The 13149-nt window shown below is 70.3% G+C and carries 13 protein-coding genes and 2 pseudogenes; 9 read left to right on the top strand and 6 right to left on the bottom strand.

What is annotated here, in order from left to right; genetic code table 11:
* The first annotated feature begins 84 nt into the window (after positions 1-84).
* Entirely contained in the window at positions 85-738 is a 654-nt protein-coding gene (locus tag ACZ4S3_RS39120) for a hypothetical protein (protein ID WP_467943402.1), read from the top strand.
* 519 nt (positions 739-1257) lie between these two features.
* Positions 1258-2589 carry an MFS transporter gene (locus ACZ4S3_RS39115; RefSeq protein WP_467943400.1) on the top strand — a complete coding sequence of 444 codons (1332 nt, stop codon included), beginning with the start codon at positions 1258-1260 and terminating at the stop codon, positions 2587-2589.
* A gap of 115 nt (positions 2590-2704) precedes the next feature.
* Here ACZ4S3_RS39115 and ACZ4S3_RS39110 read toward each other — a convergent pair whose 3' ends face one another.
* Complete coding sequence (locus ACZ4S3_RS39110) at positions 2705-3142, bottom strand: nuclear transport factor 2 family protein (protein WP_467943398.1); 438 nt, start codon at positions 3140-3142, stop codon at positions 2705-2707.
* Positions 3143-3191: 49 nt separating this feature from the next.
* Positions 3192-4112 (bottom strand): zinc-binding dehydrogenase, encoded by a 921-nt coding sequence (locus ACZ4S3_RS39105; protein ID WP_397886525.1) that lies wholly within the window; start codon positions 4110-4112, stop codon positions 3192-3194.
* A gap of 150 nt (positions 4113-4262) precedes the next feature.
* Between ACZ4S3_RS39105 and ACZ4S3_RS39100 the strand changes: the two genes are divergently transcribed.
* The 3 genes and pseudogenes from ACZ4S3_RS39100 to ACZ4S3_RS39090 all read left to right on the top strand — a co-directional run bounded on the left by ACZ4S3_RS39100 (position 4263) and on the right by ACZ4S3_RS39090 (position 6130).
* On the top strand, positions 4263-5213 hold the full coding sequence (locus tag ACZ4S3_RS39100; RefSeq protein ID WP_467943396.1) for a LysR family transcriptional regulator: 951 nt from the start codon (positions 4263-4265) through the stop codon (positions 5211-5213).
* 426 nt (positions 5214-5639) lie between these two features.
* Positions 5640-5807 (top strand): annotated as a pseudogene (locus ACZ4S3_RS39095) (aldo/keto reductase); the annotation flags it as partial.
* A gap of 104 nt (positions 5808-5911) precedes the next feature.
* Entirely contained in the window at positions 5912-6130 is a 219-nt protein-coding gene (locus ACZ4S3_RS39090) for an EF-hand domain-containing protein (RefSeq protein WP_467943394.1), read from the top strand.
* Between the two features lie 211 nt (positions 6131-6341).
* Here the strand turns inward: ACZ4S3_RS39090 and ACZ4S3_RS39085 are convergent, their stop codons facing one another.
* On the bottom strand, positions 6342-6473 hold the full coding sequence (locus ACZ4S3_RS39085) for a hypothetical protein (protein WP_467943392.1): 132 nt from the start codon (positions 6471-6473) through the stop codon (positions 6342-6344).
* Between the two features lie 425 nt (positions 6474-6898).
* Between ACZ4S3_RS39085 and ACZ4S3_RS39080 the strand changes: the two genes are divergently transcribed.
* Complete coding sequence (locus ACZ4S3_RS39080; protein ID WP_467943390.1) at positions 6899-9184, top strand: aldehyde dehydrogenase family protein; 2286 nt, start codon at positions 6899-6901, stop codon at positions 9182-9184.
* 188 nt (positions 9185-9372) lie between these two features.
* On the opposite strand, the gene ACZ4S3_RS39075 is transcribed toward ACZ4S3_RS39080, so the two are convergent.
* A complete protein-coding gene (locus tag ACZ4S3_RS39075) occupies positions 9373-9666 on the bottom strand; it encodes a hypothetical protein (RefSeq protein ID WP_467943388.1) in 294 nt (97 codons plus the stop codon).
* A 414-nt stretch (positions 9667-10080) separates the two neighbouring features.
* On the opposite strand from ACZ4S3_RS39075, the gene ACZ4S3_RS39070 reads away from it, so the two are divergent.
* From ACZ4S3_RS39070 to ACZ4S3_RS39060, 3 genes are all read left to right on the top strand, one after another.
* Positions 10081-10701: a hypothetical protein gene (locus tag ACZ4S3_RS39070; protein WP_467943387.1), complete on the top strand. Its 621-nt coding sequence runs from the start codon at positions 10081-10083 to the stop codon at positions 10699-10701.
* Between the two features lie 187 nt (positions 10702-10888).
* Positions 10889-11440 (top strand): SMI1/KNR4 family protein, encoded by a 552-nt coding sequence (locus ACZ4S3_RS39065; RefSeq protein ID WP_467943385.1) that lies wholly within the window; start codon positions 10889-10891, stop codon positions 11438-11440.
* 278 nt (positions 11441-11718) lie between these two features.
* Positions 11719-11940, top strand: coding sequence for a hypothetical protein (locus ACZ4S3_RS39060; protein ID WP_467943384.1), 222 nt, complete (start codon positions 11719-11721; stop codon positions 11938-11940).
* On the opposite strand, the pseudogene ACZ4S3_RS39055 reads toward ACZ4S3_RS39060, so the two are convergent.
* Together ACZ4S3_RS39055 and ACZ4S3_RS39050 are read right to left on the bottom strand one after the other, a co-directional pair.
* Positions 11940-12131, bottom strand: a pseudogene (locus ACZ4S3_RS39055) (IS982 family transposase); the annotation flags it as partial. The gene ACZ4S3_RS39060 and the pseudogene ACZ4S3_RS39055 overlap by 1 nt on opposite strands.
* An 85-nt stretch (positions 12132-12216) precedes the next feature.
* On the bottom strand, positions 12217-12711 hold the full coding sequence (locus tag ACZ4S3_RS39050; RefSeq protein WP_467943382.1) for a DUF3995 domain-containing protein: 495 nt from the start codon (positions 12709-12711) through the stop codon (positions 12217-12219).
* Positions 12712-13149: the final 438 nt, after the last annotated feature.

The following is a 13149-nucleotide window of genomic DNA, read 5'->3' as shown; positions in this document are numbered from 1 at the left end:
GGGATTGCCGAGGGTGCACACATGACGGTGCGCCGATTCGTACGCGACGGCCCCTTGTCAGCACACCCCACTAGCGTGATGAGTATGTCTAACGGGATCGCCTGGATAGGCGCACACAGCACCACAGACAAATCCGCCGCCTTGCCCGGAATGCTCGGCGGGATATCGCTGACCTGCGCCCGCGACGTCGATGCGGACGAGTTCCTCATCAACCTGGGCGCCGATCTCGACGAACTCGCCGCCCGCACCCCGTACAGGGACCTCACCGCGCCGGTGGGCGGGCCACCGGCCGGCGTCAATCCCGTCATGTACGGGACGTGCGGGGACTGGCTGTACGTACTGGAGGACTGGGGCATGGCGACGTGGTCCACCGGCTACCGCAAGGTGGAGTCGATGTGGCCCTACCCCGGCGAGGAGATCGTCTGCGTGACGCTGGACCGGTGGAGCCCGCCGTCGCAGGTCATTCATATCCCCGGTGACGAGCGCGCCCGGCGGGCCGAGTTCGGGGAGGACACCGGCGAGGCGTCCGCCCTGGACTCGGCACTCCACGCAGCGGGCGCAGTGTTCCCGTCCATACCCGACTACCCCGCATCCGAAGTGGCCGCCTACTACGAGGAGCACGGGCCCCGGCTGCCTGTAGCGGTGTTCACCGCCGTCGGCAACTACTGCGGCCTGTCCATCGACCAGGAAGCCGTTCAGGCCGGCGACCTTCCCTCACTCCTGATTCCCATGGTCTGACGAACCAGAACAGCAACCGGTCCCCACCCCGTACGTACGGGGTGGGGACCGGTCCTGTTTGCGGCGGGGCGACTACTGCGCCGTCAGCTTGCAGATGACGCAACGATCTCGTCAAGGTCAGCGCAGGGAACTGGGCTGCCACGAGCGGATGGTGACGCCCCGTCATGACTACCGTCCCTGGATCTGGATCGGATGGGAGCCGAACCGCTCTTCACGCGTGGTGGCCCACTCGTAGAGGGGGTCGGTGGCGAAGTGGCAGAAGGAGCGACGGGCCACGAGTTCCTCACATCGCCGCAGGCCCGTGACGCCGTCTCCTTTGGGGGGCGCGAGGTGCACTCGCGCCGGCACCCCTCGTTGCAGGGGCCGTGCTGGGCCGAACGAGGCACCCCCGCGACCCGTTCGGGTTGCCGAGAACCCTGCGCTCCTCGCAACGCACACCCGGCACCCGCTCCCGTCGTTGGACGAAAGCGACAGACGGAACGCGGCACCAGGTGACGCGAGGAGCGGAGGCGGCGACCGATGGCAGCGAGCGCGGACGGGGCGGTGGCGGGGGACGGAGCGGTTGGCCGGCAGGCGGTGCACACGGTGGCGAGGAGGCTGCTGCCGCTGCTGTTCGTGCTGTACGTGATCAACTTCCTTGACCGCGCCAACATCGGCGTCGCCGCGCTGGCCATGAACGCCGAGCTGCATCTGAGTGCCACCGCCTACGGTACGGCCGCGGGGATCTTCTTCGTCGGGTATGTCGTCTTCCACGTCCCGGCGGCCGCGGCCCTGGGCCGGTTCGGCGCCCGCCGCTGGCTGGCCGGTGTGGTCACCGCGTGGGGGCTGTGCTCGGCCGCCACCGCGTTCGTCACCGATGCCCGCGGCCTGTATCTGGCCCGGTTTTTCCTCGGACTGGCCGAGGCAGGCTTCTTCCCCGGTGTCGTCGCCTACCTGACCGCCTGGTTCCCCGCCCGCGAGCGCACCCGCGCCCTGGCTCTGTTCCTGCTGGCCATTCCGATCGCCACCGCCGTCGGCCTGCCATTCTCCGGCCTGCTGGTCGAGCACTCCCGCCTCCTCGGCCTCAGCGGCTGGCGGGCGATGTTCCTCGTCGAGGCAGCCCCCGCCGTCGTACTCGGGATCGCCGCACTGCGCCTGCTGCCGGACTCGCCACGCCAGGCAGCCTGGCTGACGGCCAATCAACGGCAGGCCCTGGCCGCCGAGCTGGCCAAGGACGCATCACCCACCGTCGGGGAGCGCGCCGTGTTCGGCCGCGTCGCGCACTTCGGGCTGGTGCACGCGGGACTGTGCTTCGCCGCCTACTCGCTCCAGTTCTTCCTTCCGCAGGCCCTCGCCGGCCTCTTCCCCGGCGTGGACACCTTCGGAGTGTCCGTGCTCGCCGCCCTCCCGTACGTCGTCGGGGCGCCCGTCATGCTCGTCTGGAGCCGCCGCGGCGACCGGAAGGACCGCCGGGCGTCGCTCATCGCCATGCCCGTCGCGGCCGCCGCGCTCGCCGCCACTGTGGCCGCACTCTCCCACCTGCCCCTGCTCACCCTGGCCGCCCTCACTGTGGTGGTCGCCGGGGGCCTGGCCGCGGCACCCGTCTTCTGGAACCGGTGCACCGGCGCCCTGGGCGGCCGCCACGCGGCGACCGCCATCGCCGGGATCAACGCGCTCGGCAACATCGCCGGCTTCGCCGGCCCCTTGGTGACCGGACGCCTCGCCGATGCCACCAGTGAATACCGGGCGGTCTACGTCGTGATCGCTTGTGCCTTGGCGACCTCAGGGGCGGCGGCCCTCCGTCTCCCCGCCGCTCCGCCGCCTGCGGCCGTCCGGCCGACGGCCATGGTGCCGGACCGTATGGCCGGGTGACGGGAAAACAACGGTCCGGCGACCGGCGCACCGGTGACGCCCGTTGAAAGCCACTTCCCGGGCAGCCGCACCCCGCAGTGTCTGCCGGCATCCCGGCCATCCGGCGGTGTGCGGCTTACGCGTCGCCGACGGGCCGGGGGGTGTCGTGGTCCGAGAAGAGGGTGGCGGCGACGTGGTGGGTGTCGGCGTATTCGATGACGGAGGTGATCTTGCCGTCGCGGACGGTGAAGATGCCGAGGCAGCGGTTGTCGTAGATGCCGCCGTGCACGGTCGTGGCCCTGGAGGTCCATTCGGCGACCACGCGGTCGCCCTCGGCGAGGGTGCTGACCAGGGCTATTTCCAGGCTGCCGGGGACGAAGGCGGGCCCCATGCCGCCGAGGAAGTCGTTGATGATCGCGTCGCGGCCGTGCCACACCTTGGAGACCGGCAGGCTGCCGGGATAGTGCCAGGTCGCGTCCTCGGCGAAGCTGTCGTGGATCACGTCGGCGTCGCCGTCGCGCACGGCCTCGACGTAGCGGATGACGACGGTACGGGGGTCAGGGGTGCTGCTCATGGTCGTGCTCCTTGGTGTGGTCTGCGGGGTTTCCGGTCGGGGGACGGTTTCAGGACAGGGTGAGGACGGCCTTCCCGCGGATGCGGCGGTCGCGCAGGTCGGTCAGGGTGGTCGCGGTGGCGGCCCAGTCCGTGACACGGCCGATCTCCGGGTGCAGACGGCCTTCGTCGGTCAGCCGGACCAGCGCGGCCAGGTCGTCGTCGAGGCGGGAGTCCGCGTCGAGGTAGTGGAAGTGGCGGATGACGGCCGACTCAGGGCCGCTGAAGAAGTCGAAGAAGTCGAGCGTGGCAGGGGTACGGCTGGCCTGGCCGAACCAGATGAGCGTGCCGCGCCTGGCGAGCCGCGCCAGTGCGAGCGGGAGGGCCGGGCCGCCGGTCGACTCCAGCACGACGTCGTAGGGGCCGCGGGCGTCGGCGACGTCGTGGACGATTTCGGCGGCGCCGAGTCCGGCCAGCCGGGCCCCTCGTTCGGCGTCCCGGGTGACGGCGGTGACCTGTGCGCCCGCCGCGGCCGCAAGCTCGGTCACGTAGTGGCCCACACCGCCGGATGCGCCGGTCAGCAGAACCCGGCGGCCCGGCACGGGCCCCGCGGCACGCAGCAGCCGCAATGCGGTGAGCCCGGCCAGCGGCAACGCCGCGCCCTGGAGCACCGAGACGCCGTCCGGTAGTTCCGCGAGGGAGTCCGTCGGCACCGCCACGTATTCCGCCCAGCCGCCCGCCATGGGGTGGCCCACGACCCGGGTGATCCCGGCCGGTCCGCTTCCGTCGGCGGCCGGCTGCACCACCAGCCCCGCGATGTCCTTGCCGGGGCGCTCGCCGGGCACGGGCTTCTCCAACTTGAACGTCTCGCCCCGGTTGACCGAGAACGCCTCGACCTTCACCAGCGCCTCATGGGGGCGTGGGGTCGGCTCGGGGACGTCGGCGAGCACGACCGGCTCGGCGGGATCTCCTGTCGGTATCAGGGCCTTCATCATGGTTCCCTCCTCGTTGGCCTCCGGGGCCCTCCCCCGGTGCGGCGCCTGCTGCGGCGTCGAGGACCATCTGACCGGGTGGCGGGGCGGCCCGGCCAACAACGAAGTCGCCCGGCCGACAACGTGCGGTTGTCGCATAAGGTCAGCGGCATGGATCTCGACCTCGCCCTGGTCCGCACGTTCACCACGACCGCCAAGACGCTGCATTTCCGACGCGCGGCCGAAGAGCTGAACACCAGTCAGCAGGCGCTGTCCAAGCGCATCGCACGGCTGGAGGAGCTGGTGGCAGCCCGGCTGTTCGAGCGCGAGGGCGGCGTCCGGCTGACCGAGGCGGGCGAACGGTTCCTGCCGGCCGCGCAGGAAGCGCTGGCGGCGGGCGAGCGCGCGATCGCGGCCGTGGGCAGCGCCGGTTCGGTCGTACGGATCGACACCTGGGGGCACCTCTACGCTCCGATGCGCACCGTCGCCCAGGCCGTGCAGGCGCTCGGGCCGGTGCGGCTGGAGCCCGGCCCGGGACGCGACTGGCCCTCGGTCGCGCAGGCGTTGCTGCGCGGCGAGAGCGACCTGGGCTTCGGCCGGGTGCACCCGCTACCCGACGGCCGCGATGCGGGCCTCACTCAGCGGCTGGTGCGGCTGGAGCCCGTCGACGCGCTGGTCGGCCCGTCCCATCCGCTGGCCGGCGCGAACGCGCTGCGCCCGGCCGACCTGCGCGGCAGCACCCTGTGGTGCCCGGCCGAACTGAGCCGCCTGGACTTTCTCCGCCGCTTCGCCGACGACTTCGCCCTCACCCGACGGCAGGACGGCCCCAACCTGGGCCTGGACCACCTCGTCCAGCACCTCCGCGGCGACGCCGGGTGCTTCACCCTCTTCCCCTCCGACGCGCCGCTCCCCGACCACGCGGGCCTGCGCGCCATCCCGCTCGTCGAACCGACCCCGCTGTACGCCTGGTCGCTGGCCTGGCGCGAGTCCGCCCGCCATCCGCAGCTCGACACCCTGCTGCGCGGCTTCACCGAAACCGGCCGCTCCCGGCGCTGGCTCGACTACGCCCCCCAGCGCGACTGGCTCCCGGACACCGACCACGCGAAGCTCGCGGTTGGCTAAGGCTCAAGCGTCCACGGCGACCACTGGGAACTCCACCCCCACGCGGAGGAAGTCGTCTCCTGTCTCAGCGGCGGGATACGCCTCCACTTCCGCCCGCAGCAGCCGGGAGACGAGGAGGAGGAAATCAACCTGGCGGCCGGAACCGCGGCCATCGTCCCGCGCGGGCGATGGCACCGCCTCGCGCTGGACGGCCCCAGCGACATCATGTCCGTCACCCGGCCATGTGGCAGCCGCCTGGAGAAGCGGACCGAAGCCTGGGCCCGGGCCTTACATCCGGTCCTCATCCATATCCAGAACGACGCCCGGACAGGCCGCCCGCCCACGTCCGCACCTGCCCGTGGTCGGCCGTGTCGCCGGGCGTCACTGACGGTCCTCGCGCCCGTCAAGCGACGGCAGAAGCCTTACGGGGTTCCCTGGTCACCGAGGCCCGTTCTGAGCGAGATCGGCAAGGCGCGCGGCAAGTCCGTGGCGCGGGTCGTGCTCCGCCGGCTGATCCAGCGAGGCGTCGTCACGATCCCGAAGTCGGTCAATCCCGACCGGATGGCGCAGAACATTGACGCCTTCGACTTCGAGCTCACCGACGACCGCAACGCCCCCCGCCCGGCCCACAACAGCCAAGCAGGTTGGGCGCGCCCGCATTGCTCCGGGCAGGCGGATAACCTGGGCCCGTCAGCGAAGATCGCAGAAGGGCGGAGCACATGGCAGACATCGTGGAGACGGCGGCGCGGAAGGTCTTCGAGCGCTACGACGTCGACGGGGACGGCCAGGTCACCGCGGACGAATACCGGAAGGTCGTGGCGGAGCTGGAGGGCTCGCAGATCACCGAAGCGGAGGCCCAGGAGCTGATCGACTCGCTCGACACCAACGGCGACCGTCAGATGTCCTTCGAGGAGTTCTGGGCGGCCATGAATGGCTGACACTGCCGGGTCCGGCACGTGAACCTGCCGGACCCGGTTCGTCATCCCGCCGATCCAGTGTGTGGTATTCGCTGAACACTGCATCCGCCGGATCGCTGTTTGCCCCAGCCCCAGACGAGTGGCGCGGGTATACGCACCGCCGAGGCGCAACACGAGCTGGCCCCGTCACACTGGGCGATGGGGCCAGCTCGCTTCCTCGGCGGCGGGTGACCTAATGCTCCGGGGTGATCCCGAAGGACCGGCACCAGTCGAGCAGATACTCCTGGCCGCGGGCGATCTCCGGGTTGGTCCGGTGCGGCCGCTCTACGCCGATGACGCTGTTGGCAGTCTGCCCATCACGCACGTCAGCTCCAGTCGCGGAGCAGGCCTGAAACGGCAAGGGCACATGAACGCTCATGGTCGGTCCATTGTTAAGGGGCCTGTTCGTCATCCTTCCTATGGCACAGAGCACCGCCCGAGCCTGCGCCTGCGCCTGCGCCTGGAGAAGGCCACGGGAAGGGATCCCGTCGTCGCCCGGCTCGGCGGCCTACCGGACAAACGAGGAATGACCGGCAGTTGCGTCAGCGAACCGTGATGCGTGAGGGCTGGGCTCCGGTCTCCGGGGCACGGGAGCCAGGGAGATGCTGGGGCGGAGAGGGTTGCACAGGAGACGCCTGCACAGTCGGCGTACGAGCGCGCCGTAAACCAGATGATCTTCAAGTCCACTCATTGCGGCGATAGTTGAGCGTGCCTGGTGTCGCATGGAGTCCCGGTACGCATGCTCTGCCCGTGCATGACTTCCACTCCCCCCTCCGCCCCCGCTCCTACGACGTCCTCCTCGGCGGCACACCAAAGCCGGGCGAGGGCTGGGTCCACTGGCCGCGCATGGGCGCCCTGCTGGAGGAGCTGTACGAGGTCATGGCGCTCAAGGCCCGGCTGGACTGCGGAAAGGGGACCGAAGCCGACCGACGCGATCCACGGCTGGCGGGGCGCGTGGCCCATTCCACCGATACGCAGTCCCGGGAGGCGCTGGCGCTGGCGCGCCGGGCTCAGCCGGGTTGGTCCCGGGTACCGCTGGAGCGGCGGCTGGACTTCGCTGCCGCGTTCCACTGTGTGCTGCGTGCGCGTGCCGAGGAGTTTGTGGACGTCCTGGTTGCCGAGGGCCACCCGGTACAGGTGGCGCGCTGGGAACTGGCGTCCCTGCTGAGCATCACGCACCCCGATTCCCTCGCCTTCGCGCAGCAGACGTTGGAGTGGATGGGGGAACAGGCCGGGCGGCGAGTGCGGTTGGTTCGCAAACCCGATGGAGTGGTGTGCCTGAATCCGGCGCGCAATGCCGCGGCCATTTCCTCCCTCTTCGGTGTCCTGGTGCTCGCCGCCGGCAACGCCCTGGTCGTCAACGCGCCGCCCACCGGCCCCCTGGGGGTGGCTTTCGTCTACCACGAGCTCGTCGCCCCCCTCCTCGACCGGTACGGCGCACCGCCCGGAACGCTCAGCGTCCTGTGCGGCCCCTCGCGCGCTGCGCTGCGCACCTGGCTGGCGTCGGACGAGTGCGACGACATCTTCTACTTCGGTCCCGCTCAGCACGGCACACAACTGGCCCAGTCCTGTCTGGAGCACGGCAAGAAGCCGGTCCTGGAGCTGGCCGGGAACGACGCCATCGTGGTGTGGCGCGACGCCGATGTCGACCAGGCAGTTCGGGCAGCCGCCGAACGCTTCCACGGGTCGGGCCAGTTGTGCATCGCGCCCAAGTTCGCCCTCGTCCACCCGGAGATCGCCGACCGGTTCATCGAGCGCCTGCACCGGCATGTGGCAGGCCTCCGGGTCGGTCCGCCCGAGGATCCGGATGTGGTCCTGAGCCCCGTCGTCAAACGGGCGCAGTGTCTAGAGGTGATGGAGGAGGCGGTTGGGCTCGGCGCTCGTCTCCTGTGCGGCGGCGAACTCGTCGATGTCCACGACACTCCCACCCCTCGGGGGCCCTTCATCCGTCCCGTTCTGCTGCGCGCGGACGGCCTGGAGCCGGCGGCGAAGATGCGCGCCGTACGGGAGGAGACGTTCTTCCCGCTGATGTGCGTGGTCGTACCGGAGATGACCGGGGCGTCCGAGCGACCCGATGTGCGGGACGACTCCCGGCACGGACGACTCCTCGACGAGCTGATCGCGTTCGTCAACAACAACCGCTACGGCCTGCGCAACTCTCTCTGGGCGCGCGACCCGGAAGTGATCGACCGCTTCTGTGCCGAGGTCACCAACGGCGGCGTACTGAAGGTCAACGACAGTCACATCGGCACCCTCCCCGTCCTGCCGATGATCGGCGGCACCGGGGCCACCGGCGGTGTATTCGGCGAGGCCAACCTCGCCTTCGTACGGACCACCCGCCTGCAGGGCATCAGCGTGGCCGCCGACCCGACCGATCCCACGCTCTTCGATCACATGGCGCCGGCCGCCACCCCACCAACTTCCGGACGCCGACAAACGACGCCGTCCGGGGAACGAGAAGAAAGGCACAGCATGACCACACTGACCGGGGACGCCCTGCTCGACCGGAAGATCGACGTGTGCTTCGGCCATGTCGACGCCGACGGCGACGGCTCCGTGGACCGCGAGGACCTGCTCACCCTGGGCACCCAGCTGCTCTCCGCCTTCGGGGAATCGCCCACCTCGCCCAAGGGCACCGCGCTCATGGACGGCATGGTGCAGTTCTGGGACGCCCTGTCGGGCGCGGCCGACGCCGACGGGGACCAGCGGCTCACCCCCGAGGAGTACCGCGCCGGCATGAAGGGCGCATTCATCAACTCCACGGACGGCTTCAACGCGGCGTTCCGGCCACTTACCCAGGCGATCTGCGGTCTGCTGGACACGGACGGCGACGGCGAGGTCGACGAGAAGGAGTTCCAGGCATGGCAGGAGGTCTTCCGTACTTCCCCGGACAACCGCGCGGCCGCATTCCAGGCACTGGACGCCGACGGCAGCGGCAAGCTGAGCGTCGACGAACTCCTCAGCGCGATGCGGCAGTACTACACCAGCCCTGACGCCGACGTGGCCGGCAACGGCCTCTTCGGCCCGGTCATCTAACAGCAGCGGCGCCGCCCCGGCTCCCGCACCAGGGGCCGGGGCGGCGCCGCCTCCTGTCCAGCGGCGCCGCCCTGCCCGTGCCCACGAAGATGCCTGGCCCGCACCAACTCCCACGCCACCCGCGCCACGATCAGTGCCCCGCAGTCCGCGTCACCGTCCTGCTGCCCTTCACTGATGAGGCGGGCTGGTCAGGCCGCGCGTCGGCGGGCGATCAGGCAGCCCCCGATGCCCAGGCCTGAAGCCAACGCGAGCATGACGGATCCGGCGATCGTGGCCGGTCCAGGAGGGGCGTTGCGGTCCCCCTCGTATGCGTAGGTGACGTACTGCGGGATGCCCTGGTGCCGGGGCAGGCCGGACAGGGGCTTGTACGGGGCGGGGGCCGCGTCCCGCAGCAGCAGGGTCACCCCGGCCGTGACGAGGGCGAGGACGGTGCAGGCCACCATCAGTCTGGCGCGCCACGGGTGCCGTAACCGGATCAGCATGCGCCGACGCTATCGCTGTGTGGGCCTTGCAGCCCAGCGCCAGTGGCCAAGGGACCGCACCGGTTCCGTGAGCGTCTCCCGGGACCACACAGAGACCCTCCCGGAGGGACCGAGGCCAAGCTCGGTGTCTTTCTGTCGAACACCAAATCCAGGCGCGGCAAGCTCACCGCGGACGAACTCCAGCAGCTCACCGAACTCGGACTCGACTGGGCCGGCTCCGGTGCGGTCGGCGCCGAGCTTGTCTACGGCCCTGCTTGCGCCCGACCGACCCGCCATAGCCAGTCATCAGCGGAAAGCGCGCTGCGGTGCGCCGCTGCACCGCATTAGCCGGCCGTTAGCAGAACGCCAACCCGATCTTCGAAGCTGATTGTCGTCCGGGAGCGAGACGAGAGAACAGAGCAACGGGAGTACACGATGAACACCACCACCGCCACCAACCGCTTCCGCGGCCGCGCCGGCCGCCGCATCGCCGCCGCCATCGTCGCCGCGGCGGCGCTGGGCCTGGGGGCCACGGCCTGCGGGCAGGACTCCGGGCCGGCGGGCGCCGCCGGCTCCTCGGGCTCTTCGACCACGTCCGACGCGCAGCACGCCTCGGCCTCGACCCATCCCACGAACAGTTCCTCCTCGAACAACTCCGGCTCGCAGGGCCAGGACAGCGGCAAGTCCGCCACGGCGCCGACCGCTGCCGGCAGCGAGTCCACCCCCGCCGGGAGCGGCGTCGCCCACGCGGGTAACCACCGCACGATCGTCGGCACGCTGGAGTACCTCGCGCCCGGCAAGCTGATCGTCAAGCCCCAGGGCGGCGGCACGGACCAGGCATTCTTTGTCGCCAACGCCACAAAGATCCTCGGCGCCGCCGCGATCTGCTCCGACACCGACGGCCGCGTGACCATCGGCGATGACGGCTACGGCACCTCGAAGTGCACCGTGGACCAGCTGGAGAAGGCCGCGAAGACCAACAGCGTGACCGTCCGCGTCACCATGAACCCCAAGTCCGGCGCCGGCGAGACGGTCGAGGAGAAGTACCACCCGTAAGCCCCCGCGCCACGCGCCACGCAGGGACGCAGGGACGCAGGGACGCAGGGACGCAGGGACGCAGGGACGCAGGGACGCTCCGGAGAGCCTGACCGGGCTCATCACGGCGCCGGACGATCACCGCAGGGCCATGTGGCTGCGCGAGGGCGACGGACCGCGGCGCAGACGTCACCGTTACGGTCTCTGGATGGAGAGCTGGGACGAGGACGGCATACGCGCACGGATACGAGAGATGGCGGCACGAGACCCGGGACGGGAGCGCTTCGGGGCAGACACGCACCGGTACGAGCTGGCACCTCGGCTGCCGGAGGCGGAGATCCGAGCGTTCGAGGAATCCCATGGCATCGATCTGCCGATGGAGTACCGGTCCTTCGTCGCGGAGGTGGGGAACGGCCCCGCCGGCCCCTTCCACGGGTTGATGCCGTTGACCGCCCCCCGCCCGGAGGCCGGCGAGGAGTGGGCCGTGGACGGCGAGTGGGAGGAAGACCGACTGCCGGGCCGACTCGCCGGGGCGTTCCCTCTCGCCGAACCCCTGCCCGGCCGGATCGGCGCACCGGCCGATGCGCTGACCCGGGGCACGCTCATGCTGGCCGAACGGGGCTGCGGCATGTTCATCCGGCTGGCCCTGAATGGCCCGCGAGCCGGCGAGGTCTGGCAGATCGATCCGGACTGGGGCGGCTTCGTACCGGTGAGCCCCGGTTTTCGTACCTGGTACACCGATTGGCTGGAGAGCCCGTAATCGCGCGTCGCGCCATCCGGTGCGGGCCGCGGCGGCCGGAAGCTCGCCGATCTCCTTCGGGACTGTCCGCCTGCTCGCGCACCTGGCACCCTCCTCGCGGCCGGCCGACCATCTCCGAGGCCTGCCCGGTTCGCACCGCGAAGGCCGGGCCGGGCGGGCCGGTCGAGCCGGTCGAGCCGCTGACCCGACGTGAACTCGACGTCGTACGCCTCGTCGCGCGCGGCCGCACCAACCGCCACTCGGTCCCTGTCCGGCTGATCGGTAGACGGGTTCGGGTCGTGCTGCACGCTTCTCACCTGGTGGTTTACGACCAGAGCATGGAAGTGGCCCGGCACGAGCGGCTGATCGCCAAAGGCGCCGTCCAACTGGAGCTGGACCACTACCTGGAGGTCCTGGTCCGAACGCCTGGCGCTTTCGCTGGCTCAGAAGTCCGTGTCCACCGCGAGCATCGTTTCCGTATCGCCTTCTTGACCAGCGGCAGCGCGGACTTGAGACGCTAGTTGTACCCGGCCTGCAGCGGCAGGTACGGGAACATCGCGGCGAGATTCTTGCGCGCGTACCGCAGCCACCGTGCTTCGGAGCGGAAGCCGAGCAGGGCCTGGGCCACGGCGAGCGTGACCAGTTCGGCATCGCTCAACTGCGGCGGGCGGCCCATCCATCGCTCCGCCTCCAGCTCGTCATCGACCTTCACATACCGGTGCCGTCACAGCAGGGTGTCCAGTTCCTTCGTCACAGAACGATCTTGGACACCCTCGGTCGCGCACCCCGAGGAACCGTCAGGCGGCGCTGCTACTTGGGCCCTCCGCTTTTCCGGACCCCCGTGCGGCCAAACCGAAGACGAGACCGCCGGCCAGGAACCAGGGATTCCACAACAACAGCGTCCACAGCCGCTGTTCCGGGCTTACGTCTATTCCCTGGCCCGCAGTGTCGGTCAGCAGCAGCACCTCGACGGAGATGCCGCGCACCAGCAGCACAGCGCAGGCACACCAGCCCAGGGCCTTGACCATCCGTCCTGCCAGGCCACGAGGCCGCGGCCGGGCGAGAAGCCATCCCAGCACACCGCCGACAAGGCATAGCAACCCCACGCCCCACAAGCCCACCACCACGAACCACCCGGGGCGTTCCTCGGCCAGGGGCCCCGCCGAGACGCTGAGGCCCCAGCTGCCGCCCAGCGCCCAGAAAAAATGAAGCGCGGCGAAAGCGACCGCCCAGGCACACGCGATACGCCCCCACAACCCCGGCGTTGTCTTGTCCTGCGAATCCTCATCCATGGCAGGGAGCATGCCACCGCCGTGGCACGCCGCCGGCAGCTTTGCTGAGAAACCAGCACACCCACCATCCAGTCAGCCACCACAAGGGACCGAACACATCGGCTTCATTCGTGTAGCCCCATCAACCTTGGACCGGTCCCGACTGCGTCCCTGCCTGCCCTGGGCATATCGGCTGGCCGCTACGTCCCGGGGCCCGCTCGAGGAGAAGGCTTACCCAGGTCGGGCGCGGAAGCGGGAGAGCCAGCCGTCGGCCTCACGCTCGCCGCGGGCGTCGGCCGCCTCACGGCAGGGGTTGCCGAATCCGACCTGGACTCCAAGATCGATTGTCAGTGGTGGGTGAGAGGCTAGTGACCTGAGTCGGAGTTTCGTCGTTGGTTGAGTGTGAGTCGTCCTGGACCGAAGATCCCGCCGTTGTCGGTAACTGATGCCCAGCGGGCC

The sequence above is a fragment of the Streptomyces sp. NPDC028368 genome (assembly GCF_055565615.1).
The sequence above is the reverse complement of the archived record's forward strand: the minus strand, read 5'-3'. Positions and strand labels throughout refer to the sequence as shown.